Source organism: Lysinibacillus sp. NPDC093712, assembly GCF_050280025.1.
In the GTDB taxonomy this organism is placed as follows: Bacteria; Bacillota; Bacilli; order Bacillales_A; family Planococcaceae; genus Lysinibacillus.
In genome coordinates, this window is the sequence record NZ_JBNNUU010000009.1 from 32,448 (window position 1) to 57,700 (window position 25,253).

The following is a 25,253-nucleotide window of genomic DNA, read 5'->3' on the forward strand; positions in this document are numbered from 1 at the left end:
ATGGATCAGTCTACGGTAATCGAACCTATTGCTCCTGAATCACACATTGCAACGGCAAAGCCCGCTGCCCTACAGGAGCCTCGCATTGTTCGTTATGTATTAACATTTATTGCGCTTGCTTTTTTAGCATGTTTTATCGTTCTTCCTCTCGTATCCATTTTTATAACAGCCTTTCAAAAAGGAGCAGACGTTTATTTTGACGCAATTACCCATCCGGATGCATTAGCTGCTATAAAATTAACCTTAACAGTAGTGGCAATCGCAGTTCCTTTAAATGCAATCTTCGGCATTATGGCAGCTTGGACACTAACGAAATTTAACTATAAGGGGAAAAATTTATTACTTACAGTGATTGATCTACCTTTTGCTGTGTCACCAGTTATCGCAGGTTTAGTGTTTATATTGCTATTCGGTGCACAAGGTCTGTTTGGGAACTGGCTATTTGCCAATGATATTAAAATTGTTTTTGCTTTGCCGGGCATTGTACTTGCTACCATTTTTGTGACATTGCCCTTTGTAGCAAGAGAGCTCGTGCCATTAATGCAGGCACAAGGGACATCGGAAGAAGAGGCCTCTATTTCTCTCGGGGCTAATGGCTTTAAAACCTTTTGGTATGTCACATTACCCAATATTAAATGGGGGTTATTTTATGGTTTGATATTATGTAATGCTCGTGCAATTGGCGAATTCGGAGCTGTTTCTGTTGTATCGGGTCATATTCGGGGCATGACGAATACAATGCCGCTTCATATCGAAATTTTATACAATGAGTATCAATTTTCAGCAGCCTTTGCTGTTGCGTCATTGATGAGTGTGTTAGCCATTATTACGCTTATTATAAAAGATATTGTTGCTTGGAAATCAAAATCAGTTTAAAGGGGGTATACTTGCTTGAGTATACAAATACAAAATGTATCAAAGAAATTCGGTTCCTTTCAAGCACTGCAAGATGTATCCATCGATATCCAATCTGGTGAATTGGTAGCACTTCTCGGTCCATCTGGCTCTGGTAAAACGTCTTTACTTCGTGTGATTGCAGGACTTGAAGCCTCTGATGTTGGCGAAATTTTATTTGACGGCCAAACGATTACTAATCGTCATCCAAAGGAACGCAACGTAGGCTTTGTTTTCCAACATTATGCGCTTTTTCGCCATATGACTGTTTTTGATAATGTTGCTTATGGGCTGAAAGTACGACCACGTAAAACAAGACCAACCAAAGCAGAAATAACTGATAAAGTAATGACATTACTGCGACTTGTTAAACTAGAAAATTTCTCGGATCGTTATCCAACTCAGCTATCTGGTGGGCAACGGCAACGTGTCGCACTCGCTCGCGCACTCGCTGTCGAACCTAAAGTACTTTTATTAGATGAACCATTCGGTGCACTTGATGCTAAAGTGCGTAAGGAATTACGGCGTTGGTTGCGAAAGCTACATGATGATTTTCAAATAACGAGTATTTTTGTTACGCATGACCAAGAGGAAGCACTTGATGTGGCTGATCGAATTGTCGTGATGAACAACGGTAAAATTGAGCAAATCGGCAGTCCAGATGAAGTTTACACCCACCCTAAAAGTCCATTTGTCTATGATTTCTTAGGTAATGTCAACCTCTTCAAAGGGCGTTTACATAACGGAAAGCTGACACATGGAGAATTTGCCATTGATGTGCCAGACACGCATGCTCATACACAGGACGATGCTGTAGGCTACGTTCGCCCACACGATATACAAATTGAAAAAACAGCGGTGTCAGGCACTGTTCATGCTCAAATAAGCCATATACATTTGCTAGGACCAATTGTACAAATTGAATTGCGCCGTCTTGATATTGATGAATTTTTAGAGGCAGAGCTAACAAAAGATCAGTTTACAAATCTTCAACTAAAAGTAGGCGACAATGTATTTGTACGACCAAAGCAATTAAAAGTATTTATTCCAGAAGATTTTTCTATTTAACTTTTGCAAGAATAATAAATTAGCAGCGTGTACTAGTTGTTGGTAGCGTAGGCGGTGACTCCTGCGGGAACAGCACACAACGTAAGACGCAACAAACCGCGCGTTCGCGAGGGTTGCGGCTTACGTGTGTGCCCACGGAAAGCACCGCCGTAGCGGACAACAACGGCATAGCATAAAAAGTGTTAGATTGTCTGGAATAAGCAATTCTTTCTTTTGCAAGAATAATAAATTAGCAGCGTGTACTAGTTGTTGGTAGCGAAGGCGGTGACTCCTGCGGGAACGCACGCAACGTAAGACGCAACAAACCGCGCGTTCGCGAGGGTTGCGGCTTACGTGTGTGCCCGCGGAAAGCAACCGCCGTAGCGGACAACAACGGTATAGCATAAAAAGTGTTAGATTGATGGCAGTCAATCTAACACTTTTTCTATATTTTAGTTATGAAATTTTCGTCCATCAAAGACTGCTGTTACATAGCCCGCACGAATAACAAAGTCTCCGAAATGCTCACCCTCTATACGGTCCTTTGCAAAATGGAAAAGAATTGGACGTAGCTCCGCTAAAATTTCTTCTTCCCCTATATTTTCACGAAAAATTTTATTCAACCGATTACCTGTAAAGCTAGCGCCAAGATACATATTGTACTTTCCTGGACCTTTACCGATAAAGCCTATTTCGCCCATTGCTGCACGTGAGCAGCCATTTGGACAACCGGACATACGAATAACAATTTCTGTTTCATGTAAACCAGCTTCATCAATAATCGTATCAATTTTCGTAATGAGTGAAGGTAAATAACGTTCTGCCTCTGCCATTGCTAAACCACAAGTAGGTAACGATACACAAGCAATTGAATTGCGGCGCAGTGCTGAGTAATGTGCACCATCTGTTAGCTTATACTGTTCAATAAGCGTAGCTATTTGTTTCTTCTTCTGTTGCGATACATTGCTAATCATTAAGTTTTGATTTGGTGTTAAACGAAAATCTCCGCTATGCACTTTGGCAATTTCTCGTAAACCCGTTAGCAGCTCGTAATCCTCAAAATCTTTAATACGTCCATTTTGAATAAATAAAGTGTAATGCCATTTGCCATCAGCGCCTTTGATCCATCCAAATTCATCACCAGTACGTTCAAATGTAAATGGACGTTCCTCTTGTAGTTCCCATCCTAAACGGCGATGTAATTCTGCTTTAAACCAGTCGAGTCCTCGCGCATCAATAGTATATTTAAACCGTGCATTTTTACGAACTGAACGATTACCATAGTCACGCTGAATCGTAATAATTTTCTCCGACGTTTCAAGCAATTTGTCAGGTGTAATAAAGCCAATATTACGAGCAAGCTGTGGATATGTTTCATGGTCACCATGTGACATCCCCATTCCTCCTCCAACAGCTACGTTAAAGCCCACTAACTGGTCTTCTTCAATGATTGCAATAAAACCGATATCTTGGGAATAAACATCGACATCATTGCTTGGTGGAATTGCCATACCGATTTTAAATTTACGCGGTAAATATTGTGCACCGTAAATAGGCTCAATTTCTTCTTCTTGGCTATCTACTACTTTTTCACCATCAAGCCATAGCTCGTGATAGGCACGAGTTCTTGGCAATAAATGCTCACTTAACTTCGCTGACCAATTGTAAATTTCCTCATGTAATGCGGATTGGTTCGGATTGACATTACACATCACATTTCGATTCACATCCCCACATGCAGCGAGTGAATCTAACAGTACGTCATTAATTTCTTGCATATATTTTTTGACATTCCATTTCAAAATGCCATGAACTTGGAATGCCTGACGTGTCGTTAATTTTAACGAGCCATTGCCATATTTTCTTGCCATCTCATCCATCACAAGCCACTGTGCAGGTGTTGCAGCCCCACCAGGTGTTCTTACTCGCACCATAAACTGATACGCTGGTTCTAGCTTTTGACGCTGCCGTTCATTTCGCAAATCTCTGTCATCCTGTAAGTAACTTCCGTGGAATTTCATTAATCTATTGTCATCCTCAGGAATTCCTGAGCTTAATGGATCACTCATAGTCCGTTCAAGTGTCCCACGTAAGTAATTACTGTCGCTTTTAATACGCTCTACATCACTAGGTGTCCCAGATTGTGGAGGTAAAATAATTTTTCCAGTCATCTTTTTCGCTCCTTTACTAATAAACGTCACGTTGGTAGCGTTTTTGCTGTTTTAAATCATTAATATAAGCTTTCGCTTCCTCAGGTGTTTTGTTCCCTTGCTGCTCAATAATGTGAAGGATTGTTTGATCAACATCAGCTGCCATCGATTTTTTATCGCCACAAACGTAAATAACAGCCCCTTGCTCAAGCCATTCATAAAATGCTTGTGCCTTTTCCTCGATTTTATGTTGGACATATATTTTTTTATCTGTATCACGAGAAAAGGCTATATCCATTTGAGCTAATGTTCCTGAAGCAAGCCAACGCTGCCAATCTGTTTGATAAAGGAAATCAGTCACAAAATGCTGATCGCCAAAAATTAACCAAGATTTGCCCTCTATACCTATTTCCTCTCGCTCCTCTAAAAATGCACGATATGGCGCAACTCCTGTACCAGCGCCAATCATAATAATTGGTATGTCTGCTTGTTCTGGCAATCTAAAGTTTGGATTTTTATGAACATAAATCGGTAATGTATCACCAATATGGACGCGCCCTGCAACACTACCGGAACACACCCCAAACCGCACTCGGCCATTCGTTTCATAGCTTACTTTTCCAATTGTTAAATGAACCTCATCACTATTTGCTAATTGGCTACTCGCGATGGAATAAAGTCTAGCTGGTATTTTTCGAAGAAGGTCAACAAACTGTTGAGCATCCCAAGTAAATGGAGCAAAATCTTCTGCGATATCTACTAAATCTCTTCCTCTTGCATAGTCCTTCCAAGCTGTTGAACTTTCACATAGCTTCGCAAATTCCTTATGCACCGTAAATGCGCTAATTTTTTGTAAAAGAGGCTTTGATAAAACCGTAATTTCAAACTTTTTCTGGAGCGCATCTTTTAATTGCATTACCTCACCAGATACAGTTACTTGTGCCTGTGGATTAAACTGTAATGCTGTTATTAATGCATGCACTAATGTTTCATCATTTTCTGGAAGGATACCAATGCTATCTCCAGGCTGAAAATGAAAATTCGCTCCTTCAATTGATAACTCGATATGACGCGTTTCTTTTTTAGAGCCACGACCATTTAAATTGATGTTTTCCAATACTTCAGCATAATACGGATTTTTCCTGGAATATGTAGCATCTCCTTCTATTATTTGCGTTTGCTCCGTTTTAACCGTTGTATCTGTATGCTGTAATAATGCCTGTTGAACATCCGTAAACCATTTGGCAGCAGGTTCATCATAATCAACATCACAGTCAGTTCGTGGAACGATACGTGTTGCGCCTAACTTTTCAAATTGCGCGTCAAAATCCTGACCTGTTTTACAGAAAAATTCATATGAGCTATCTCCTAATGCCAATACGGAAAAGTGCAGATGCTCTAGTTTTGGTGCACGTTTACTGTGTAAAAATTCATAAAATTGAATTGCTTGATCGGGTGGTTCCCCTTCACCATGCGTACTTACTACGAGCAATAGATTCGTTATTTTCTTTAGATTATTCGGCTTAAATTTCGCTAAAGATGTGACTGTCACCTCAACATCATTGTCTTTTAATGCAGCTGCATATTTTTCAGCTAAGCTTTGGCTATTTCCTGTTTGTGATCCATATAACAGTGTTGCTGATTTCGTTGTTGGGACAACTGACAATTTTGCTTCTTCTACTACGTTTGTATCAATGGTTGCTACTGGCGCACTTAAGTAACCATTCAACCAAATTTTTTGTTCTCCTGTTAAATTAGGTAAAAGCTCATTTAAAAGTTTCACCTGCTCCTCATTAAAAGGACTGTTAATTACTTGCAGTTTCAAACTATGCCACCTCACGTATAATTTAAAATTATCTAAGTCGTATTTTTTCTTTCTTTTCAATTTGTACAACGTAAAAATTTTGTACAATTAATGTAATCGAACCATGGTTAACTGTATTTAAAATTTGTCGGACATTATCTAATGCTAGATTGACATTTTCTTCTCTCTTATCTACCATTACGAAAAACACCCTTCCTCCAAATAATTTAGTTGTACTAATTGAACAACACGTTCCACTAATACTTTCCTTACATTATCGTCATAGCCCAAGCTATTACATAAAATCATGTTGTTTTCCTCATACCCTTGCAATTGCTTGGCAATACTTTGACGTAAAATGCCAGTAAACAATAAATACGGCACGATAAATACACGATGATTAAATTGTTTCCTTTGCTTTATCCAACCTTCCAAACTAGGAGCCGCTCCGTATAAAAAGCATGTATCGACTGCTACATAACCATATTTTTCACGTAATCTTAACGCAATTTTAGCTAAATCCTCGCTAACTGATGGATCACTACTGCCACGGCCAATGAGTAATACGCTTGCATTGTCAGCATAAAGCTCTGTTTCTAAAATTCGCGTTTGTAGTGTGTCAATTAATAGCTCATGTACTCCGAGTGGCTCTCCGTATGTAAGGCGTACTGTTGGGTATCGCTTTTTTGCCTTTTCAATTTCCTGAGGGATATCGTGCTTCGCATGCTGGGCAGCTAACAAAAGAATTGGCATAATTGCAATGGCTGTAGCCCCTTGGCTTATGCAATTTTCTATACCTTGTGCAATCGTCGGCTGGGCTAGCTCTAAAAAACAAATTTCCTGAATCGGTAAATCTATGTCCTGTTGCACACGTTCTAAAAATGCAACTGCTTGCTCCACACCAGCCTTTACACGACTACCATGTGCCACATATAAAATAGCCTGCATCAAAACACTTCCCTATACTGAAATTTCTTTTAAAGGCATTTCATGACAAGTTTCCTCAAACCATTGGATTTTTTCCCGTAATGTCACCACTTCACCAATTACAATCATGCTTGGATTTTGAATATTCTCTTGCTGTGCCACTTCCACAATATTCGCTAATGTTCCAATGACAGTTTTTTGTTGCTGACATGTTCCCCAATGAATAAGTGCGACAGGCGTTTGCTCATCACGTCCATATTTCATTAATTGCTGTTGGATATAAGGTAAATTTCCAACCCCCATATAAATCGCAAGCGTATCTATGCCTTTGGCGAGACTTTCCCATTGAATAGCATCATCTTTTCCCTCTCGCATATGTCCCGTGACCATAGCGAAGCTTGAACTTAAATCCCGATGTGTAACAGGAATACCCGCATAAGCTGGCGCGGCTATTCCAGAGGTGATCCCAGGTACGATTTCAAATGGTATATGATGTTGTGCCAGCACTTCTGCTTCCTCAGCACCTCTGCCGAAAACGAATGGGTCACCCCCCTTTAACCTTGTGACAATAAAGCCTTGCTGTGCATAGCTTACGAGGGAATGATTAATATGATCCTGAATCATGGCATGTCGATTTGGTAACTTTCCACAAAATATCAACTTGGCACTTTTTTTCGCATACTTTAATAAGTCCTTATTAATCAGTCTGTCGTATAAGATGACATCAGCCTGTTCAATGCAGCGTAATCCACGCACTGTAATCAAATCAATATCGCCCGGACCGGCTCCTACAATGTAAACTTTCCCCATGTCATGTCACTCCTTTCTATCGATAAAAAAAGAGACTCATACTATCCATAGGCAAAGCAATACCTGTGAATAATAAGAGCCTCTAGTTTGCTAGTCAGCTTCCATTTTCAATTCTTAGTAATATAATAAGGATAATAAACAATTTAGTATATTCTGTCAACAGTTGTTTTATTCCGTTTATAAATGCTAGACGTTAAAAATGAGCACTGAACGTTAACAATGCAAAAAAAAATATGCAAGGAGCATGTACTCCTAGCATATTTTTTATTTTTGGGTCAAGCCACAAGCTGAACTTTTGTTCGTTTATAGAAATCAAATTAGTATGGTCTATACCGTGGATATGGTCTACGTGGACCGAAATATGGACCTGGTGGATATGGACGATAGTACGGATAGTTCTGGTAGTAGGGATATTGGTTGAATTGTGATCCAAGTAAACTTCCTAAAAAACCTCCAAAAAATGGCCCGCCAACTGGCCAAAAGCCACCACCAAAGCCTCCAGGATAACCTCCGAAATTTCGCATAGGCTTCCTCCCTTCTTCTCTATCGTATGAAGGGAGATACATACCCCGCGAGTCCTTTGCCTACTCTATTTTTCTTCACCTAAACGTTGCACAAAGTTTGCTAATGTACGCACCATGACACCCGTACCACCTTTTGGTCCTAAATCATGTGCGGCTACTGCATCCGATGTACCTGCAATATCTAAATGAATCCAAGGTAAATCACCAACAAATTCGCCTACGAAGCCACCACCGAAAATCATATGACCATCGCGACCAGGAGAGTTGTTCAAATCTGCAACATCCGATTTACGAATTCGTTTTTTATCACTTTCTGTTAATGGCATACGCCATACAAACTCTTCTGTCTCTTGTGCTGCTTCCATGAAACTAGCATAGAATTCATCATCATTAGAAAGTGCACCCGTTTTATCTAGGCCAAGTGCTGTAATAACACCGCCTGTTAAAGTAGCAACGTCAATAAGTGCTGTTGCTCCTTGTTGTTTAGCATATGTAGTAGCATCTGCCAAAACTAAACGTCCTTCAGCGTCAGTATTTAAAATCTCAACAGTTTTACCACTATACATTGTAATTACATCATCAGGTTTAAAGGCTGTATCAGAAACCATATTATCAGTAGAACCAATAACTGCAACTACGTTTTTATTAGGACGTAATTCACCGATAATTTTCATAGCACCAAGCACTGCTGCTGCACCGCCCATATCGCCCTTCATACCAACCATAGAATCTTTAGGTTTTAATGAATAACCACCTGTATCATACGTAACGCCTTTACCAACAAGACCAATTGGATCAGCGAAATCTTCTGTTGTTTTATATTTTAACGTGATTAAACGAGGTTCCTCATATGAGCCTTGATTGACACTTAAAATACCGCCCATACCAAGTTCCTCTAGTTGTGCTTTATCTAAAATTTCCACTTCAAAATCATAGTCGATTGCAAGAGACTGTGCATAATTTGCTAAGTCTGTTGCAGTTAATAGATTTGGTGGTAGATTAATTAAGCTACGCGCTTCGTTAACTGCATCTGCATAAATGATGCCGACTTCAAAGCTAGCCACAACTTCATCTAAATCCTCAGCGGTAGTCACTAAATTTACTGCTTCAATACGATTATCTACTTCATTTGAAGTTGTTTTATAATGTGGAATAGAATAATATCCTAGCGTTGTTCCTTCACCCGCTAAAAACGCAACATCATCTATAGTTATTGCTTCTGTTGTAAATGATTCAAGCCAGATTGAATAGTCTTTTACTTTTAAAGCTTTAAGCTCTTTTCCGACTAATCCAAAGGCAGCACGTAAGTCACCTTCTGTTAAGTTTTTACGCTCATCTAAGCCTACAAATAAAATACGTTTTAAATTGTCATGTTCCTTCACAAATGGCAATTTAGTAATGGATTTTAATTCAGTCGAAACATCCCCTGCACTAAGCCAGACATTTAGTGATTCACCATAAAATGCCGAAAAACTTGCCCAATCTTGCATTTGTTCACGATGTTTTGTAACCCCTACAACTAATACTTCTGTAGAAATCGATTCAAATGTTTTTGCTTCTTTAACAATATGCATAATTATTCCTCCATTCAATATTTCTATTATACCTAACTTTCAAAAAAGCGCGTAATATTTAGCTATTTCTTCTTTTAGAAAATAATGAATGTTATAATAAAAGCAATTATAAGTGAAGGTTGTGATGAATTTGGCGATACTTCAAAATACCCCTCTACTCGTCGCCCTCTTTTCTGTTGTCTTTGCACAGTTTGTAAAAATTCCTATACATTTTTTAATGACAAGACAAATAAAATGGGGCCTATTTACTTCCACTGGAGGAATGCCTAGCTCTCACTCTGCTTCTGTTACGGGGTTAACAACATCAATAGCGTATGAAACAGGTTTGGATTCACCTGTTTTTGCTATAGCCGCAATGTTTTCGTTCATTGTTATGTATGATGCAAGTGGTGTTCGTTTCCAAGCAGGGCAACACGCAGTTGTATTAAATCAACTTCGCAAAGATTTTCAAACGTTGCTACGAGATATTAAAGATTGGCCACAGATGGATGGGCAGGAAAAAATGGAAGAGTTGAAAACTTTGCTTGGTCATAAGCGTAGTGAGGTGTTTTTCGGAGCATTAACAGGCATCTTTATCGCTATCATAACCTATCAATTCATTCAATAAAAAAAGAGTTGGTTCACATCCACGAACCAGCTCCTTTTATATATCCATTTTGTCTTTTTTACGTTAAAACATCCGATATCCACTTTTTCTTAAATAAATCATAACAATTCCTGCTACAATAGCCCCTGCAAAGCCACCGGATAAAATAGAAATATCTACTACTTGTAACGCTTGCAATTTATCTAACAGCGCTGGGAAGGCTGAACCAGGTTTAAAAATATAATCTAAAAAGCTTACATCATCAACAATAAAGACAACTACAATTGGATAGACAACTGCCATTAACCAAGTCATCCGCAGTAACATATTCAATAGAAATCCGATACCAAAAAACATGACGAAAAATAACACAATTGAAATGATTAACTGCACGATTGAAACTGAACCACCCATGTATGTATAACCTCCGTTTTCCTCTCATTAGTTTACATGATTATGAGAGTGCTTTCAATGAACATATCCTTCATTTCGCATGTTCGTCATATTTTAGTAAAAAACCAACTTCTAGTAAAAGCAGCCTGCTATTATCATCATATTATTTTTTAAAAAATAATCGATAGGAGGAGTAACCGAACACGTCGCCTGGATTGATGCCATCAATTACATCTAATTGATGTTGTTCAAATTGATTAGACACCATTTCCTTTAACATAACGGATGTCATTTCATCATGTGCCAGCTCACTAGGATACAGCCATTTGGCCTCTAATATTTCATTTTCTTGAATAAAGAGCTGTTGTTGTTCATCCTTCATCTTGCAATAAAAAATAGCCATGTTATCACTAATTTCACCACGAATTACACCTGTACGAAAGCCGATTAAGCCCGAAACATAACAATCGATGCCAGTTTCTTCTTTCAATTCTCGAACAACTGCCTCATCCACTGTTTCTCCGGCATTAACAAAACCGGCTGGTAATGACCATCGTCCTTTTAAACCACTATAGGCCTTTTTTACAACGAGCCATTGCCCAATCTCATTGACAGTGCAACCCGCAACGCCTAACCAAACTTTGCCACGATCTTTTTTCATATCCATTCACCTCTATGTCCATATTATAGCTTTTTCATTTCTATTCTTAGAAGCAATAATTTTAAAAAAAGCAGACAAATAAATGGCAAAAATATAGCTGCATGGATTGAAAAAGATAAAATCCTGTGTACCATTACTATAGCGTTGATTTCCGCTACAGGCGGGCGCTTTCCGCGGGCACATCGTAAGCCACACCCCTCGCTAACGCGCGGTTTGTTGCGTCTTACGTTTTGTGCTGTTCCCGCAGGAGTCGCCTCCCTCCGCTCCAATCAACTGGTTAGGTAATGATAATAGCTTCTCTCAATAACTACTTTTGGTGTTGATTTCCGCTACAGGCGGGCGCTTTCCGCGGGCACATCGTAAGCCGCAACCCTCGCTAACGCGCGGTTTGTTGCGTCTTACGTTTTGCGCTGTTCCCGCAGGAGTCGCCTCCCTCCGCTCCAATCAACTGGTTAGGTAATAAAAAAAATAAAAGGAATCAAGAATAAGCTTCTTGATTCCTTTTATCGACAATTTGAAGAATTAAGAAATAGTAGGTAGACATTGTTTAAAACTACCCGCTTTTACGCCTCTAACTGCTCAATACTCCAATTAAGTTGTAATATATTTTTTAAGTTCGTTACTGATTCTTCTCCAATTGTGCGAACCAATTGCTGTTCAATTTCCGCTTTGTTACGTTCGTTTTGTTCATAGCAAACTTCACCGAAATTCGTCATGCGAATCACTTTGTGTTTCTTACTATGCTCAGCATTGCTCACCTCTACCAAGCCTTTTGCTTCTAAACTTTTTATAAATTTGTGAGTAGCCTGACGGGAAAAATCGACAACTTTCGTTACCTCTGAAATAGTAGGTTGATTTTTATATATTTTACTTAAAATATGCCATTCTGAGTTAGATATATGGATTGTATTATATTTATTCCATTTCTCTTCAGCAAGTCGTCGAAGTATTTCATGACGTTCGCTCAACAAATCAATGACATCTCGATTTTGCAATTCGTCCTTCAACTCTTTCACCTTCATTCCATAATTTCGTAATTACTATACAAAAAAACGACCCAGTCGTCAACTAAGTTGACAAAAGTTCTTTTATTGTTTACAATTAATTTAGTCAACCAAGTTGACAATAATGTTTGATGGAGGGATTATACATGTACAATGTTGGCGATGTAGTCATTTATTCATCACATGGACTTTGTTCAGTTGAAGATATTTGTGAACAAACCTTTAGCGACATTACTAAAACTTACTACGTTTTACAACCACTAAACGATTCAAAATTAACAATTCGTACTCCTATCGATAATGCTAAAAAACAGCTTAGAGATATTATTAAAAAAGATGATGCCATTAGAATTTTAAGTTCTTTTACGTCTCCCGGTATTGAATGGATTGAACAAAACACACATCGGATGAGATTTCACGTAGAAATTATTAAAACAGGCGATCGACAAAAACAGGCGAACCTTTTAAATACATTGCTACGCAAAAAGTTTGAATATGAAGCAAACGAAAAAAAATTCCCAAATCAAGAAGAAAAATTATTGCACTCTTTACAAGAAATTATATTTTCCGAATTCTCCATTGCACTCGATAAACCTTCAGAAGAAATTTATGAAGATGTATTAGCTAAACTAAGCTAAACATTTCTTAAAGGTACATAAAGAAGCCCACAATTAAGAAGATAATCGAGGCTTCTTTTTTTTTCGTACTAATTGTGCCTACCTTTTTACCTCAATTAAACTACTCTAACAAACCTTTTATTATTCAAAAACCCTAGGCTCACCTCAACTTTTGTTGCCTAATATGAATATAGCAATAATTCTTCCTAACAATTTTCCATATATATACTGAATTATCATTTAAAGTGCTACAATTATTTGTAGAAAGAAAATTTATCCTATTAAAATTAGGAAAAAGGCGGGGATAATTCATGGTTGAAATAAGAAAAGCCTTATTCAGTGAAGCTGAGAAAGTGGTAAGTGTAATGACAAATGCAGAAGCATCTGGTTTTATGTTATTTTCCCCACAAGAAAGAGAAGTGAATGCTGAAAAGTTTGCTAAATTTATTGATGCAACTCACAGTAATGAGAAATCAGGGATTTTTGTTGCATGTGTAGATGAAACAATTGTCGGTTATTTAATTGTTCAAAATGAAAAGCCGCAACGTATAGCACATCGAGCAAATATAGTAATTGGCGTACACAGTAAAAGTCGTGGTCAAGGCGTCGGTAATGCCCTTTTTACGCATGTAATGGCATGGGCACAACAAGTAGGATTGCACCGACTAGATTTAACGGTTATTGCATCAAATGAAGTAGCCGTTCATTTATATAAAAAAATGGGCTTTGAAATTGAAGGCATTAAAAGACACTCTTTATGTATTGATGATCAATATGTAGATGAATATTATATGTCCCTATTATTATAATCAGAGTCCATTCTAGACTTTCCTGTAACGCTCAGCCAAATCAAACACTTCTAATGGAGAAAAGAGATGATTAAATGGAGTATTTCAAATACCTAAGACAATATGTTGGCCATCAACCAATTATTTTGCCAGGTTCGGTTGTAATCATTTTAAACGATAAAAATGAGTTGTTACTCCAAAAAAGAAATGATGGTACTTGGGGATTACCAGGTGGCTTAATGGATTTAGGAGAGAGTTTTGAAGAAGTAGCCAAGAGAGAAGTTTTAGAAGAAACAGGGTTATTCGTCCACAACTTAAAATTACTGAATGTCTTTTCAGGTTCCGAATACTATTTGAAAGTATCCAATGGTGATGAATTGTATGCTGTAACTGCTGTATTTTATACAAAGGAATTTAGTGGTCAAATACAAATCGACTACAACGAATCAGAAAGTCTTCAATTTTTTGCTTATTCTAATTTACCTAAAGACTTAACACAAATTTATAGAGGTTTTATTGAGCAATATATAGATACTATATTTACATAATTCGCTAGTGGTTAACCGATACTCAAAATGATTTGCTTTCATTTGAAATCATCAAAAACCCCCTTCTATTTACTAAAATACATAAATAAAAGAGAGCCATTTATCGTTGTAGAAAACAACCCAAAAGCAGAATTTTACTTACGATAATATATTAATTTTGCTGTTGTATAAAGATTGTCATCATTCACTGTAATTAAAATTGAATAATCACCTTTTTCCCAACTTGTAAATAAGCTACTATATTTATCATAAGTAAATTGATAATCATTACCAAATTCCGCTATTCCTTGTCTATGCAGTATGTCATGTAAAGAAGACATTTGATCCCATGTGTGATAACTAATATGTTCAGGAAGGAAATCATACGTAATATACTTTAATTGTCCACCTATAAAAATGTATGTTAACTCTGTGTAATAGCCATATTTTTTCGTTTCATAAATTAAAAAAGTCTCTCGATCGCTTTGAAGTTTTTGTATAAACGTTGATTTTTCATTTCTCTCTACATCTTTAATAGTCAAGTTAAAGTTAATATTATTAAAAGGTACAACGGGTTTCTTTGTTGATAAAAATGAATCTACTACGTACCCTTTGATATTACCAGCAGTCACATAAGACCAACCTACTAATGTAGCATGTACAGTTACTTGTGTACCATTACTTAATGAACCTACCGAAGCGCCAGATTGACTAGCAATATTACGAACAACAACTCCACTACCTGTATTAACGTACTTTGTCGTTGTTTTAGTTTGTCCCATAAAATCGGATTTAACATAGCCTACTACATTGCCATATTGCACAAATGACCATCCATTTCCTACTGAACCATAATTCTCAACGACCATGTTATACTTCAATGTCGCTAAAGTTGATGCTGATAGAGATGGCATAGATTTTACAACGAGGCCACTTTTAGAATTTGCGATTTTTATCGTTGAAGGTGGAACACTTAAAAAAGAGGAATTAACATATCCCTTCACATCTCCTACTTGAATGTGTGACCAACCATTTGAAGAAGAAAACTCTATTACAAATTGATCCTTTTCTATATTGCCAATAGAATCGGCTGTATCACTCGGTGACTCTCTCACAATCAAACTGGAGCCACTTACAATTTTCACTGTTCGATAGTCAGCTGCTTCTACTACTTGATGCTGAAAGTTAAATAGAATCAGGAGTACAAAAACTGCAACTAACCATTGCTTAATTATATTCAATCAAATTACCCCCTTTCACATTTCCACTATTGTATCATTTTTCCTACATACTGTATATATTTTCATAATAATCGTTACTGCTGAATTATAAATGTATAAAGATTAATAAAACATAAAATGGTATAATATGACCCGGAATAATAGCCACTGACGCTTCGCTTTTGCGCATATAATTAATGTGTTCGGATTTCTTCGTACTTTTCAAAAAACGCTTCTTACCTTTCCGAGACATCCTTGGAAAATACACTACAAGATTACTGCTCTTTCCATCTTGTCCTTATACCAATAGTGCGTTGCTTTCTTTTCAAAATCCATACAAAAAAGCCTCCCCAATTTGTGATGTTGTTGCAACATACAAATTAAAAAGGCTTCGTATCTACATTCCTTAATACATCAATTTCTACTTTTTCGCAATCCTACTTCAACAATTGACAACTATTAATTAATCACAAACCTCAGGCGTACCTTCACGTTTTGCCGCTTTAAAGCTTGTGCCACAGCCGCACGATGCGATTGCATTTGGGTTATCGATGGTGAAGCCACCGCCCATAAGCGATTGTTTATAGTCAATTTTTGTTCCCATTAAAATAGGCGCATCTTCGCGGGAAACAAGAATCGTTAAACCATGTTGTACATCTTCAAAATCGTCTTCTTTTTTCTCTTTATCAAAATGCATTCCATACGATAGACCACTACATCCGCCACCATTAACAGCTACGCGTAAAAAAGCACCTTGCTCCTCATTATGCTCCATCATTTCATTAATATGAAAAACTGCTGCCTCAGTCACTTCTATTACTTGTTTTAAACTTGTCATCCCAATCACCTTCCTTCTTACTTATCATATCAATTTTGACTATTGTATGACAAACATTCAGCTTCAAGTAGATTATTAGCAAAAATTCCCGATTTTTTCACTTAATTAGTATTTTTTATTCATGTACAAAACATATGAATTGGTATAATAGTTTTAATTACATCTATGAAAGAGGTATCAATTATGGAGATTTCACCATATTACGAAAAGAAAGTACAATGTCTTAATTGTAAAAAAGAATTTCCTACATTAAAAGTACGCTCTAAATTCATAAAAGTAGATCATACCGAAACTGATTTTCATCCGATTTATGCGGACGATGTCAATGCTCTTTACTACAACGTATTCGTTTGCGAGCATTGTGGCTTCTCCTTTACTGAAGACTTTTCAAAATATTTTGGGCCTGGCGTACAGGATGTTATTCAGACGCAAATTACAGAAAAATGGGTACATCATGATTTCAAAGGCGAACGTACTATATTCCAAGCGATTCAAGCTTATAAATTAGCGTTTTTATGCGGTTCTATTAAAAAGGAAAAATTCGTTGCTACAGCTGGTCTTACTTTACGTCTTGCATGGCTGTATCGTGCACTAAAAAATGAAGGGCAAGAGCAACGATTTATGAAAATGTCACGTGATCTTTATATGGAATCTTATTCAAATGAGGATTACAGCTCAACTCAAATGTCAGATGTTCGCATTATGTATATGATTGCCGAATTATCTCGTCGTATTGGTGATGTTGAAAATGCGACGCGCTTCTTCTCCAAAGTTATTGAGAAACAAAGCCATGGTGGCGAAGCAAAAATTATCGATATGGCGAAGGAGCAATGGACTCTTATTCGCGAAGAAAAAGAAAAAGCTCGACATATGTAAATAAAAAAGTTCTAGCCTGAATTATTCAGCTAGAACTTTTTATACAAAATGATTAGAAAACTTGCTCTACTTCAATGATACCTGGTACTTCTTCTAATAAAGCTCGTTCGATACCTGCTTTTAGTGTAATCGTAGAACTAGGGCAACTACCGCATGCACCTAATAAACGTAATTTTACAACACCATCTTCTACGTCTACTAATTCACAGTCTCCACCGTCACGTAGTAAGAATGGGCGTAATTTATCTAATACTTCTTGAACTTGGTCGTTAATCGTTGCTTCTGCCATTTGTCTCGACTCCTTTCCTTATAATGATTATAATGTTAGCAACAGAAAAAATCCAATATAGAATCACGGGGGAGAATAAATACTATGGGTCAATCAAAACCAATTATTGAAATTTACGGAACAGCTGTAATTTGTGCTAGCTGTGTCAATGCACCTTCTTCAAAAGATACATATGAATGGCTACAAGCTGCCATTGATCGAAAATATCCAAACCAAGCCTATGATATTCGCTATGTCGATATTGAAGGTCCAATTGAGAATGATCGTGACCAGGATTATGCTACACGTATTCAAGAAGATGAATTTTTCTATCCACTTGTCCTAATCAATGATGGAGTAGTAGGAGAAGGCTATGTTCAATTAAAACCTGTCTTCACTGCACTTGAAAACCTTGGCTTTACACCAGACGAAACCGTTTAAAGAAAATAGAAAAGGGATTGCTCAAAAGTTCTTAGAGCAATCCCTTTTTGATTATATATTAATGCTCAATGACAAATGAGCAACTTATTAATCGTTTTGATATTTATACATCCACAGTAATCCAGATTTCATTAAACGGGCAATACGACCTGTAACAGTTGTATCAGCTAGGTATGCGAAGCCTTGTTTTTTGCCTAATGAACCCATGAAACCTTTTAATTTAATATCTGGCATTTTTTCTGGTAAATGCTCACCTTTCCAACGCATGCGCAATACTTTGACGATATGCTCTGCCTGTTCTTCCGCTAATTGTGCACTTGGAGAAAAGTCTGAAGAAGCACAATCACCTACAACATATACATGCTCATCATCTAAAACATTAAAGTATTGTGTAACAATTGGACGACCTTGGCGATCCTTTTCAACATCCATATCACGGACGATTTTAACAGGTTGTACCCCTGCAGTCCAAACTATTGCATCCAACGGAATTTCTTCTTCATGATTAAATATTTTACCAGGTTCTACTTTAGTAATATTAGAGTTTGCTATAACATCTACATTATTTTTAGTAAACCAAGCTTTTACATATTTACTAAGCTTCTCAGGGAAGTCTTTCAAAATACGTGAACCTCGATCAAATAATTTCACATTTAAATCAGCACGGCTTTCACGCAGTTCACTCGCTAACTCAATACCACTTAAACCAGCACCCACAATGCCGACAGTAGAGCCTGCTGGTAAACCACATAACGCTTGGAATGTTGCACGTGATTTTGCCATCGTCTGAATGCTGTATGTGTGCTCTTCTGCGCCTGGTACACCATGATATTTATCTTCACAGCCTAGACCAATTACTAAATCATCATATTCAATACGTTGACCATCTTCTAGAATGACTACTTTTTCTGCACGATTAATGTCAACGGCCTCACCATATACAGCCGTTAAACGTTCATGCTCTGGGAAGCTTACACGAATTTCTTTATCTGTCGATGTCCCTGCTGCTAATGCATAAAATTCTGTTTTTAAACTATGGTAAGGCGCTCTATCTACTAAAACGATTTCCGTGTCTAACGGTAAGTTGTTTGGTAAAAGTCGAAGCATGACACGCATATTGCCGTAGCCGCCACCTAAAAGTACTAATTTCCCCATAATAGTCTCCTTTAATGTATCTAATAATAATTGTTCACAAAGTATCCACAAATGAGTATAACCGATTGTGAGAAGTTTCACAATATCATAATACATTTTTTGTGAAAGATTTCACAATATCGATACCTTCTTTGCTTTTTTTAACAACAATTCATACAAGAACGATTACAGCTCGAGCTTATTGTATCTAGTTTTTTGGGTAACATGCTCGAAAAGTATCGCCTTAAATTTGTGACATTCTCCGTAACTCTTAACACGATACATTCCCATAATGACGCCTACGTAATCAAGTGCATAGTTTATGCATTTTTCCCCACTTGAAAAAGTGTTGGCTTTTGTTGAATTAAGTTAAAACATTGACGAACGTTTCAAAAGCTAGTAGCATAACAATGGTGAGGTGAACGTATGAATCCAATGGTTGAATTTTGTATAAGTAATTTAGCAAATGGCTCACAGAAAACTTATGAAATACTCGAACGCGATCCAAATATCGACGTTTTGGAATATGGCTGCCTCAGCTACTGTACGAAGTGTTCTGAATCCTTTTATGCGATTGTAAATGGTGATTTAGTTGAAGCTGCTTCTCCTGATGAGCTCACAAAAGCTATATATCAATTTATCGAAGAAAATCCATTATGGTAATATAATTGTTTATATAACATACATGTTGAGTCCTATAAAATTAAGTTACACATATGAAAAGGATGTTATACCATTAATCGGTATAACATCCTTTGTTTTTTCATAAAGTCCATCACAGCTAGTCTTTTTAAACGAGCGTTTTTACTAAATAAGTAGGTTGCAGTTCTTTTTCAAGCACGACACTTGTTGGTGTTACGCCTGTGTTGACGTGAATTGTATCACAGCCGAAACGAATACCACACATAATGTCTGTATCGTAGTTATCACCAATCATCACCATCTCATCTTTTGTAAAACGATGCTCTTTTGCGATGATGTCGAGCATTGCGGGCGATGGCTTACCGATGTATATCGGCTCGACGCCTGCAACATCCCCTACTAAGCGCGCAAATGAACCATTCCCAGGTAAAAATCCATATTCTGTTGGAAACTTAATATCTTGATTTGTTGCGATAAATATCGCACCATTTTGCACTGCAATCGTTGCCTTTGCTAATGCCATATAATCCAAAGTTCGATCTATTCCCATAACAAATACATCTGGCTCGTTGTCTACAGGTTCGATTCCTTCATTTTTTAACGCCAATCTAATACCATCCGAGCCCATCATCGCTACTTTCTTGCCTGAATAATTCACAGCTACATACTTTGCCGTAACTAAAGCACTTGAATAAATATGATGAAGTGGCGCTTCTACTCCAATAGCTCTTAACGATTCTTGTAATTGCTCTCGCGTTTTAGAAGAGTTATTTGTCACGTAAAAGGGTTCAACCCCCTGTTGCTGTAATCTCTGTATAAAAGCAACCGCAGAAGGGATACCTTCCTTACCGCGGTAGACAGTGCCATCTAAATCAAAGCAATAAGCCTTATAAGTTTTCATTGATGATCCTCAGGTAAAAATGCTGATACGGGACCTAACTCATTTGTTAAGTAGCTATTCACAGCTGGTGCAAACTGCTTTAAAGCAGGTAAGCTTGCCGTTAAAACATTCACAACTTCAGTAATATCTACAGATGTAAATTCACGAACAAGCATTTTACGTAAGCCTACAACAGCCTTTAACGATGCTTCGATGTCAGTTGATACAACTTTTTCATCGATTAAAATATCAATTATATCCTCATAGCTACCTGGATCACGCATAATAAAGCCGTCAATCATCAAGTTACCTACATCCATCATTGATTCCATCACGTTATGACCGATACGCTCGATTGCTAATTTCGTAATATCACTTTGAAGCCAATTATCCTCTGCCTCAAAAATAGCTAATAGTTTATCTAAGTACTGTAAGTTTGTTGTGATTTTATTTCGATCTACAAAATACACAAGGAAAGCCCCCATTCAAATCATTTAAAGTTGATACTCTTTTCTCTTCTATAGTACCATATCTATAGGACTGGAAGGAGATTAAAAGATGGAACGTTTTTTCTTATATGATGATGTAGAAGATACAAAAACACGCTTTGTAAGTTTCGCAGGGCAAAAACTTCGTTACGATTTAGCCATTTTACAATCTGGACGCTTCTTTGGAAAGGTGCTTGTAATGGATATACAATTTGGCCGTTTCGCCATTATAGGACCAGACGATGTAGAAGAACCTGGCTACCTTGAGCATGTGTACAACCGTTCTGAAGAGGACACTGTGGAATTGCGTGAATACTTACGTGAATTACTTAATTGACACCCGTTTAAAGATTTAAATACAAAAAAATTCCGCTAATCTATTTCTTCGGGGCATTCCGTAAGTTGTACAATCTGACATTAACAGCCCCGCTGGAATAGAGCGAAATTTTTTTTGTCAAAATCTCATCGACTAACGGATTTTGCTAATTGAATTACAATCTGGGACAATCCATACAACATTATTTATTTAAAGTTGATGGGTTGTCTTTATTATGTGGTTTGTTTTTATTTTCGTTATCATTTTGTTTTTTCGCTTGTTTATTTTGTCCAATAACAGCTAAATCATCAACACTAATATCAAATCCGTATCCGTATTCTTCACGGTCTAATTGTTTTTTCTTTTGTTTATCGTTCGCCAAAATTTTCACCTCCAATTTATAAATTATCCTTTTTTGTGTGATTTATACTTCATACATTAAGAGCTAACATTGTGCATCTTCTATTATCCACTCTACTGCACTTATTAAATCAGGGAATATTGCATCTGCAAGTGGATCATGTTTACCTAAATAAACGCCCTTTGTGCCGGCTCGTTTCCCTGCTATTATGTCTGTATCTGTATCCCCTACCATATAGGATTTGGATAAATCAACATCGTATGTTTTAGCAAGATCAACAATTAACTTGCTATTTGGCTTACGACAGTCACAACCAGCTTTTGGTTTATGGGGACAATACACTACTTCATGAATAATTGCGCCTTGTTTCTTTAATTCACTCGCCATATGAACGTGTATTTTTTTAAGTTGACTTTCCTTCATAAAACCTAATCCCACACCCCCTTGATTCGTTACAACAAAGACAAAATCAAAAAAGCCGTTCAATTTTTTTATCGCTTCCGGTACGCCGGGTAAGAAAAACAGTTGCTGAGGTTTATTTACAAATTTAACCCTTTTGGTCAACACTTCGTTAATAACGCCATCCCTGTCTAAAAATACTGCTCTTTTTATATAAATCACACCTTTAATAATAATCAATTACGCCTGGGCGTAATTGATTAACGACATTTTTAGAGCTTACTCGAAAAGCTCCTTTTAAAATCCATCTGGACTTCTTCTGAAGCAAGTTAAATTATATTGTATCCCATTGTTATTAAACCTATGAACGCTAAACTTCGACTGAAGATGTCATTCATTTTACATATGCTAAATGTATTAAGTTTTTTGTATAAAATGAAAAATCTATTGGAATATTATATTCAAAATACTCACACTAAACTTGAATGTTATTCGCGCTACTGGCACCAACGTTGTGCCGGGGAAAGCGTCTGCCCATAGCGGAAATCAACGACAGTAATCCTTTATTTAATTAATGGTTGAAAAAGACAACTATCATAATATTCATAAGAGCGATGATTGTACTTAAATTTAATCTTTTTTCTCAAAAAGAAAATGCGACATTTGTTGATTGTAGTGGAGGGCGGCGACTCCTGCGGGAACGCACAGCACGTAAGACGCAACAATCCGCGCGACAGCGAGGGTTGCGGCTTACGGCGTGCCCGCGGAAAGCGTCCGCCCGCAACGGAAATCAACCGTAGTGAAATAAAAAAACCCGATGCAAATTTTTGCATCAGGTCATTATAGCTATTCTGCTATTTGCTCATTGTCATTTGGTTTTGTCACTTCGGTTGCTTCATTTACTACAACGTCGGGCTGTAAAATAACTTTACCGCCTTTACGTAAAACAAAATAAGCACAGCCAAAATTACAATACTCATATAAGTAATCTTGAAGCGTACTAATTTTCGTATCAAAGGTTGATTTTTGATTTTTATCATCAAAAAAACCTTTAAGACGTAGCTGATTATAGCCCCAGTCGCCTACAATATAATCATATTTGACTAAAATATCTGAGTACCGCTCCTTTAATGCTTCTTCCTGAAAAGCTTCACGGTAATCTTCAACAATTTCATATTCATATCCTTCTATAATTATCAAAGTGACACCACCTTTCTCGTCAATCTTTTCACATTATACTTCAGCTTGTAGTTGTCGCTCCTTCGTTGCAGCATTCACTTGCTCATCGGCATGATAACTACTGCGTACGAGTGGTCCTGCTTCACAATGCTTGAAGCCTTTTTCCATTGCAATTTTGCGAAGTTTGCCAAATTCAATAGGTGAATAATATTTTTTTACAGGTAAATGTTTTTTTGTTGGTTGCAGATATTGACCAATTGTCATAATATCCACGTTATTTGCACGTAAATCGTCCATTACTTCTAAAATTTCTTCATGTGTTTCTCCTAAGCCAATCATTAATGATGACTTTGTTGGAATGTCTGGCTGCATCTCTTTTGCCAAACGAAGAAAATCTAATGAACGTTCATATTTTGCACGTGCACGTACTCTTGGTGTCAAACGGCGTACTGTTTCAATATTATGATTTAAAATATCTGGTTTAGAGTCCATTAAAAGTTGAAGATTTTCCTTCAAACCACTAAGATCAGAAGGTAATACTTCTACAGACGTAAAAGGACTTTTACGGCGAATAGCGCGCACTGTTTCAGCTAAAACTTCTGCACCGCCATCCTTTAAATCATCACGTGCTACCATCGTTATAACAACGTGCTTTAAATTCATAATGGCTACTGAATCTGCAACACGTTCTGGTTCTGCAAGATCTAACTCATTTGGTAAACCGGTTTTTACTGCGCAGAAACGACAAGCACGTGTACAAACCGATCCTAAAATCATCATTGTTGCAGTACGACGCTCACCCCAGCATTCATGAATATTTGGACAGCGAGCTTCTTCACAAACTGTATGAAGATTTTTTTCACGCATAAGCTTTTTAAGACCTTTATATTCATCGTTCGTGTTTAGTTTAATTTTAAGCCAATCGGGTTTTCTTACATGTTCTTCTTTTTCATGGCTAGTAGGTTTACAGGATGTCATACAAATTCGCCCCTATCAAAGTTATCTTTTGTTGAATATTATCTACCATCACTGTTGTCAATGTATCATATTACACGAACGGCAACAACTAACATTTACTCTCAATTTAAACTTTTCTATTGGTACGGAACTGGTACTTCTATGGATGGTTGTACTGCATCTCCACCATTTGTATAAATGTTTGGTACTGGTCCTCTCGTTAACCCCATCGCTACCGGAATGTCCTGAGATACCGTCGTTGATTTACTAGCAAATGGAACTATAATTTGGACATTAACTTCTATATGAATACCTACTTCTACATAAGCACTATTAATGCCAAATTCCCTTATATCTGATGTAACATTACTATGCACATTACCTATTACATGAAAACGAATTGGTATTTTCGGCCCTAAATTACCGAGTAAAGGAAGATCAGCCGCCTGCGCAAGTGGGACGAAAAAGACAATGCCATCGCCTTCTTGAATTTTGTTCATATCATATTCGACATTATCTAAATCAGGTAAATGGGCTAATTCTCCATGCTCAGCTTGCTCTAAATACATTTTTACAAGTTCGAGTGTTTCTGCACGTACTCTATTAATAATTTCTGTATTGAATTTTGTCGTTACAGAGGTGCCAGATGGTACATCTTCGATTATATCATTAACGTCTAATACGTTAGAAGTACGTGAGTTAATGGCTTTACTGACAACATACGACGCTATTTTATTCGTCTGAACTTCGGCATATTCCAAATATGTGGGTTTAAGACGTTCATTTAAAAAATACAGAAAAAATACTATACAAATGATACTCGCAACAATTAATAAGGTTAAACGATTGAGCTGTATTCCTCTTTTATGATTCGTTCGCAATTTCATCCTTTTTCGAGGGAAAAACAAAAAAATCTCCTCCTGTTCTACAACTTATGAACAGGAGGAG

Annotated in this window: 31 protein-coding genes; 10 read left to right on the plus strand and 21 right to left on the minus strand. The window is 37.2% G+C overall.

Annotation, left to right across the window (positions count from 1 at the left end; translation table 11 throughout):
- Nucleotides 1–876, plus strand: a complete 876-nt coding sequence (gene cysW, locus ACQKNX_RS21885) for a sulfate ABC transporter permease subunit CysW (protein WP_340822841.1) — start codon at nt 1–3, stop codon at nt 874–876.
- A 15-nt stretch (nt 877–891) separates the two neighbouring features.
- Nucleotides 892–1,962 (plus strand): sulfate/molybdate ABC transporter ATP-binding protein, encoded by a 1,071-nt coding sequence (locus tag ACQKNX_RS21890; protein ID WP_427430665.1) that lies wholly within the window; start codon nt 892–894, stop codon nt 1,960–1,962.
- Between the two features lie 431 nt (nt 1,963–2,393).
- Here ACQKNX_RS21890 and cysI read toward each other — a convergent pair whose 3' ends face one another.
- The 7 genes from cysI to ACQKNX_RS21925 all read right to left on the minus strand — a co-directional run bounded on the left by cysI (nt 2,394) and on the right by ACQKNX_RS21925 (nt 9,730).
- On the minus strand, nt 2,394–4,112 hold the full coding sequence (gene cysI / locus ACQKNX_RS21895) for an assimilatory sulfite reductase (NADPH) hemoprotein subunit (protein ID WP_427430666.1): 1,719 nt from the start codon (nt 4,110–4,112) through the stop codon (nt 2,394–2,396).
- 16 nt (nt 4,113–4,128) lie between these two features.
- Nucleotides 4,129–5,916 (minus strand): assimilatory sulfite reductase (NADPH) flavoprotein subunit, encoded by a 1,788-nt coding sequence (locus ACQKNX_RS21900; protein ID WP_427430667.1) that lies wholly within the window; start codon nt 5,914–5,916, stop codon nt 4,129–4,131.
- Nucleotides 5,917–5,944: 28 nt separating this feature from the next.
- Nucleotides 5,945–6,094, minus strand: a complete 150-nt coding sequence (locus ACQKNX_RS21905; RefSeq protein ID WP_402764437.1) for a DUF2292 domain-containing protein — start codon at nt 6,092–6,094, stop codon at nt 5,945–5,947.
- Nucleotides 6,094–6,843, minus strand: coding sequence for a sirohydrochlorin chelatase (locus ACQKNX_RS21910; RefSeq protein WP_427430668.1), 750 nt, complete (start codon nt 6,841–6,843; stop codon nt 6,094–6,096). The genes ACQKNX_RS21905 and ACQKNX_RS21910 overlap by 1 nt, the downstream gene beginning before the upstream one ends.
- A 12-nt stretch (nt 6,844–6,855) precedes the next feature.
- Nucleotides 6,856–7,632: a uroporphyrinogen-III C-methyltransferase gene (gene cobA / locus ACQKNX_RS21915; RefSeq protein WP_427430669.1), complete on the minus strand. Its 777-nt coding sequence runs from the start codon at nt 7,630–7,632 to the stop codon at nt 6,856–6,858.
- Nucleotides 7,633–7,949: 317 nt separating this feature from the next.
- Nucleotides 7,950–8,156 (minus strand): uroporphyrin-III methyltransferase, encoded by a 207-nt coding sequence (locus tag ACQKNX_RS21920; protein ID WP_427430670.1) that lies wholly within the window; start codon nt 8,154–8,156, stop codon nt 7,950–7,952.
- A 65-nt stretch (nt 8,157–8,221) separates the two neighbouring features.
- Nucleotides 8,222–9,730 carry a leucyl aminopeptidase gene (locus ACQKNX_RS21925; protein ID WP_427430671.1) on the minus strand — a complete coding sequence of 503 codons (1,509 nt, stop codon included), beginning with the start codon at nt 9,728–9,730 and terminating at the stop codon, nt 8,222–8,224.
- 124 nt (nt 9,731–9,854) lie between these two features.
- Between ACQKNX_RS21925 and ACQKNX_RS21930 the strand changes: the two genes are divergently transcribed.
- A complete protein-coding gene (locus tag ACQKNX_RS21930; protein WP_427430672.1) occupies nt 9,855–10,337 on the plus strand; it encodes a divergent PAP2 family protein in 483 nt (160 codons plus the stop codon).
- A 63-nt stretch (nt 10,338–10,400) separates the two neighbouring features.
- Here ACQKNX_RS21930 and ACQKNX_RS21935 read toward each other — a convergent pair whose 3' ends face one another.
- The 3 genes from ACQKNX_RS21935 to ACQKNX_RS21945 all read right to left on the minus strand — a co-directional run bounded on the left by ACQKNX_RS21935 (nt 10,401) and on the right by ACQKNX_RS21945 (nt 12,377).
- On the minus strand, nt 10,401–10,730 hold the full coding sequence (locus ACQKNX_RS21935; RefSeq protein WP_340822828.1) for a YuiB family protein: 330 nt from the start codon (nt 10,728–10,730) through the stop codon (nt 10,401–10,403).
- Nucleotides 10,731–10,872: 142 nt separating this feature from the next.
- Nucleotides 10,873–11,370, minus strand: coding sequence for an NUDIX hydrolase (locus ACQKNX_RS21940; protein ID WP_427430673.1), 498 nt, complete (start codon nt 11,368–11,370; stop codon nt 10,873–10,875).
- A 563-nt stretch (nt 11,371–11,933) separates the two neighbouring features.
- Entirely contained in the window at nt 11,934–12,377 is a 444-nt protein-coding gene (locus ACQKNX_RS21945) for a MarR family winged helix-turn-helix transcriptional regulator (RefSeq protein ID WP_427430674.1), read from the minus strand.
- Nucleotides 12,378–12,520: 143 nt separating this feature from the next.
- On the opposite strand from ACQKNX_RS21945, the gene ACQKNX_RS21950 reads away from it, so the two are divergent.
- The 3 genes from ACQKNX_RS21950 to ACQKNX_RS21960 all read left to right on the plus strand — a co-directional run bounded on the left by ACQKNX_RS21950 (nt 12,521) and on the right by ACQKNX_RS21960 (nt 14,327).
- Nucleotides 12,521–13,012, plus strand: a complete 492-nt coding sequence (locus tag ACQKNX_RS21950; protein ID WP_340822825.1) for a CarD family transcriptional regulator — start codon at nt 12,521–12,523, stop codon at nt 13,010–13,012.
- Between the two features lie 290 nt (nt 13,013–13,302).
- Complete coding sequence (locus ACQKNX_RS21955) at nt 13,303–13,800, plus strand: N-acetyltransferase family protein (protein WP_427430675.1); 498 nt, start codon at nt 13,303–13,305, stop codon at nt 13,798–13,800.
- Between the two features lie 74 nt (nt 13,801–13,874).
- Nucleotides 13,875–14,327: an NUDIX hydrolase gene (locus tag ACQKNX_RS21960; RefSeq protein WP_427430676.1), complete on the plus strand. Its 453-nt coding sequence runs from the start codon at nt 13,875–13,877 to the stop codon at nt 14,325–14,327.
- Between the two features lie 134 nt (nt 14,328–14,461).
- On the opposite strand, the gene ACQKNX_RS21965 is transcribed toward ACQKNX_RS21960, so the two are convergent.
- Nucleotides 14,462–15,547, minus strand: a complete 1,086-nt coding sequence (locus ACQKNX_RS21965; RefSeq protein ID WP_427430677.1) for an SH3 domain-containing protein — start codon at nt 15,545–15,547, stop codon at nt 14,462–14,464.
- 442 nt (nt 15,548–15,989) lie between these two features.
- The gene (locus ACQKNX_RS21970) at nt 15,990–16,364 is read right to left on the minus strand and encodes a HesB/IscA family protein (RefSeq protein WP_340822822.1); all 375 of its coding nucleotides are present in this window, start codon (nt 16,362–16,364) and stop codon (nt 15,990–15,992) included.
- Between the two features lie 183 nt (nt 16,365–16,547).
- Between ACQKNX_RS21970 and ACQKNX_RS21975 the strand changes: the two genes are divergently transcribed.
- Nucleotides 16,548–17,240 carry a DUF2225 domain-containing protein gene (locus ACQKNX_RS21975; RefSeq protein WP_427430678.1) on the plus strand — a complete coding sequence of 231 codons (693 nt, stop codon included), beginning with the start codon at nt 16,548–16,550 and terminating at the stop codon, nt 17,238–17,240.
- Between the two features lie 52 nt (nt 17,241–17,292).
- On the opposite strand, the gene ACQKNX_RS21980 is transcribed toward ACQKNX_RS21975, so the two are convergent.
- Nucleotides 17,293–17,529, minus strand: coding sequence for a NifU family protein (locus tag ACQKNX_RS21980; protein WP_024364841.1), 237 nt, complete (start codon nt 17,527–17,529; stop codon nt 17,293–17,295).
- 84 nt (nt 17,530–17,613) lie between these two features.
- On the opposite strand from ACQKNX_RS21980, the gene ACQKNX_RS21985 reads away from it, so the two are divergent.
- Nucleotides 17,614–17,949 (plus strand): YuzD family protein, encoded by a 336-nt coding sequence (locus ACQKNX_RS21985; protein WP_427430679.1) that lies wholly within the window; start codon nt 17,614–17,616, stop codon nt 17,947–17,949.
- Between the two features lie 87 nt (nt 17,950–18,036).
- On the opposite strand, the gene ACQKNX_RS21990 is transcribed toward ACQKNX_RS21985, so the two are convergent.
- A complete protein-coding gene (locus ACQKNX_RS21990; protein ID WP_427430680.1) occupies nt 18,037–19,104 on the minus strand; it encodes an NAD(P)/FAD-dependent oxidoreductase in 1,068 nt (355 codons plus the stop codon).
- 405 nt (nt 19,105–19,509) lie between these two features.
- On the opposite strand from ACQKNX_RS21990, the gene ACQKNX_RS21995 reads away from it, so the two are divergent.
- Nucleotides 19,510–19,746, plus strand: coding sequence for a YuzB family protein (locus tag ACQKNX_RS21995; protein ID WP_139859844.1), 237 nt, complete (start codon nt 19,510–19,512; stop codon nt 19,744–19,746).
- A gap of 127 nt (nt 19,747–19,873) precedes the next feature.
- On the opposite strand, the gene ACQKNX_RS22000 is transcribed toward ACQKNX_RS21995, so the two are convergent.
- On the minus strand, nt 19,874–20,626 hold the full coding sequence (locus ACQKNX_RS22000; protein ID WP_427430681.1) for a TIGR01457 family HAD-type hydrolase: 753 nt from the start codon (nt 20,624–20,626) through the stop codon (nt 19,874–19,876).
- Complete coding sequence (locus ACQKNX_RS22005; RefSeq protein WP_340822813.1) at nt 20,623–21,075, minus strand: DUF86 domain-containing protein; 453 nt, start codon at nt 21,073–21,075, stop codon at nt 20,623–20,625. The genes ACQKNX_RS22000 and ACQKNX_RS22005 overlap by 4 nt, the downstream gene beginning before the upstream one ends.
- An 88-nt stretch (nt 21,076–21,163) precedes the next feature.
- On the opposite strand from ACQKNX_RS22005, the gene ACQKNX_RS22010 reads away from it, so the two are divergent.
- Nucleotides 21,164–21,430: a DUF3055 domain-containing protein gene (locus ACQKNX_RS22010; RefSeq protein WP_401012666.1), complete on the plus strand. Its 267-nt coding sequence runs from the start codon at nt 21,164–21,166 to the stop codon at nt 21,428–21,430.
- Nucleotides 21,431–21,611: 181 nt separating this feature from the next.
- On the opposite strand, the gene ACQKNX_RS22015 is transcribed toward ACQKNX_RS22010, so the two are convergent.
- The 5 genes from ACQKNX_RS22015 to yunB form a co-directional block, all read right to left on the minus strand.
- A complete protein-coding gene (locus tag ACQKNX_RS22015; RefSeq protein WP_427430682.1) occupies nt 21,612–21,806 on the minus strand; it encodes a hypothetical protein in 195 nt (64 codons plus the stop codon).
- A gap of 48 nt (nt 21,807–21,854) precedes the next feature.
- The gene (locus ACQKNX_RS22020; protein WP_427430754.1) at nt 21,855–22,382 is read right to left on the minus strand and encodes a D-glycero-alpha-D-manno-heptose-1,7-bisphosphate 7-phosphatase; all 528 of its coding nucleotides are present in this window, start codon (nt 22,380–22,382) and stop codon (nt 21,855–21,857) included.
- 633 nt (nt 22,383–23,015) lie between these two features.
- Nucleotides 23,016–23,369 carry a YutD family protein gene (locus ACQKNX_RS22025; protein ID WP_427430683.1) on the minus strand — a complete coding sequence of 118 codons (354 nt, stop codon included), beginning with the start codon at nt 23,367–23,369 and terminating at the stop codon, nt 23,016–23,018.
- A gap of 33 nt (nt 23,370–23,402) precedes the next feature.
- Nucleotides 23,403–24,326, minus strand: coding sequence for a lipoyl synthase (lipA, locus tag ACQKNX_RS22030; RefSeq protein WP_427430684.1), 924 nt, complete (start codon nt 24,324–24,326; stop codon nt 23,403–23,405).
- A 116-nt stretch (nt 24,327–24,442) separates the two neighbouring features.
- Complete coding sequence (gene yunB, locus ACQKNX_RS22035) at nt 24,443–25,213, minus strand: sporulation protein YunB (protein ID WP_401012678.1); 771 nt, start codon at nt 25,211–25,213, stop codon at nt 24,443–24,445.
- Between the last annotated feature and the right edge of the window lie 40 nt (nt 25,214–25,253).

Excerpts from the sequence above, each read along its gene's own strand:
- ACQKNX_RS21995 (WP_139859844.1), top strand. The coding sequence starts at position 19,510 with ATGAATCCAATGGTTGAATTTTGTATAAGTAATTTAGCAAATGGCTCA.
- ACQKNX_RS21920 (WP_427430670.1), bottom strand. The coding sequence starts at position 8,156 with ATGCGAAATTTCGGAGGTTATCCTGGAGGCTTTGGTGGTGGCTTTTGG.
- ACQKNX_RS21990 (WP_427430680.1), bottom strand. The coding sequence starts at position 19,104 with ATGGGGAAATTAGTACTTTTAGGTGGCGGCTACGGCAATATGCGTGTC.
- ACQKNX_RS22010 (WP_401012666.1), top strand. The coding sequence starts at position 21,164 with ATGGAACGTTTTTTCTTATATGATGATGTAGAAGATACAAAAACACGC.
- ACQKNX_RS21960 (WP_427430676.1), top strand. The coding sequence starts at position 13,875 with ATGGAGTATTTCAAATACCTAAGACAATATGTTGGCCATCAACCAATT.
- ACQKNX_RS21930 (WP_427430672.1), top strand. The coding sequence starts at position 9,855 with ATGAATTTGGCGATACTTCAAAATACCCCTCTACTCGTCGCCCTCTTT.
- cysW (WP_340822841.1), top strand. The coding sequence starts at position 1 with ATGGATCAGTCTACGGTAATCGAACCTATTGCTCCTGAATCACACATT.
- ACQKNX_RS21950 (WP_340822825.1), top strand. The coding sequence starts at position 12,521 with ATGTACAATGTTGGCGATGTAGTCATTTATTCATCACATGGACTTTGT.
- ACQKNX_RS21975 (WP_427430678.1), top strand. The coding sequence starts at position 16,548 with ATGGAGATTTCACCATATTACGAAAAGAAAGTACAATGTCTTAATTGT.
- cobA (WP_427430669.1), bottom strand. The coding sequence starts at position 7,632 with ATGGGGAAAGTTTACATTGTAGGAGCCGGTCCGGGCGATATTGATTTG.
- ACQKNX_RS21955 (WP_427430675.1), top strand. The coding sequence starts at position 13,303 with ATGGTTGAAATAAGAAAAGCCTTATTCAGTGAAGCTGAGAAAGTGGTA.
- ACQKNX_RS22000 (WP_427430681.1), bottom strand. The coding sequence starts at position 20,626 with ATGAAAACTTATAAGGCTTATTGCTTTGATTTAGATGGCACTGTCTAC.
- ACQKNX_RS21935 (WP_340822828.1), bottom strand. The coding sequence starts at position 10,730 with ATGGGTGGTTCAGTTTCAATCGTGCAGTTAATCATTTCAATTGTGTTA.
- ACQKNX_RS21985 (WP_427430679.1), top strand. The coding sequence starts at position 17,614 with ATGGGTCAATCAAAACCAATTATTGAAATTTACGGAACAGCTGTAATT.
- ACQKNX_RS21980 (WP_024364841.1), bottom strand. The coding sequence starts at position 17,529 with ATGGCAGAAGCAACGATTAACGACCAAGTTCAAGAAGTATTAGATAAA.
- ACQKNX_RS21940 (WP_427430673.1), bottom strand. The coding sequence starts at position 11,370 with ATGAAAAAAGATCGTGGCAAAGTTTGGTTAGGCGTTGCGGGTTGCACT.
- cysI (WP_427430666.1), bottom strand. The coding sequence starts at position 4,112 with ATGACTGGAAAAATTATTTTACCTCCACAATCTGGGACACCTAGTGAT.
- ACQKNX_RS21910 (WP_427430668.1), bottom strand. The coding sequence starts at position 6,843 with ATGCAGGCTATTTTATATGTGGCACATGGTAGTCGTGTAAAGGCTGGT.
- ACQKNX_RS21970 (WP_340822822.1), bottom strand. The coding sequence starts at position 16,364 with ATGACAAGTTTAAAACAAGTAATAGAAGTGACTGAGGCAGCAGTTTTT.
- lipA (WP_427430684.1), bottom strand. The coding sequence starts at position 24,326 with ATGACATCCTGTAAACCTACTAGCCATGAAAAAGAAGAACATGTAAGA.
- ACQKNX_RS21905 (WP_402764437.1), bottom strand. The coding sequence starts at position 6,094 with ATGGTAGATAAGAGAGAAGAAAATGTCAATCTAGCATTAGATAATGTC.
- ACQKNX_RS21925 (WP_427430671.1), bottom strand. The coding sequence starts at position 9,730 with ATGCATATTGTTAAAGAAGCAAAAACATTTGAATCGATTTCTACAGAA.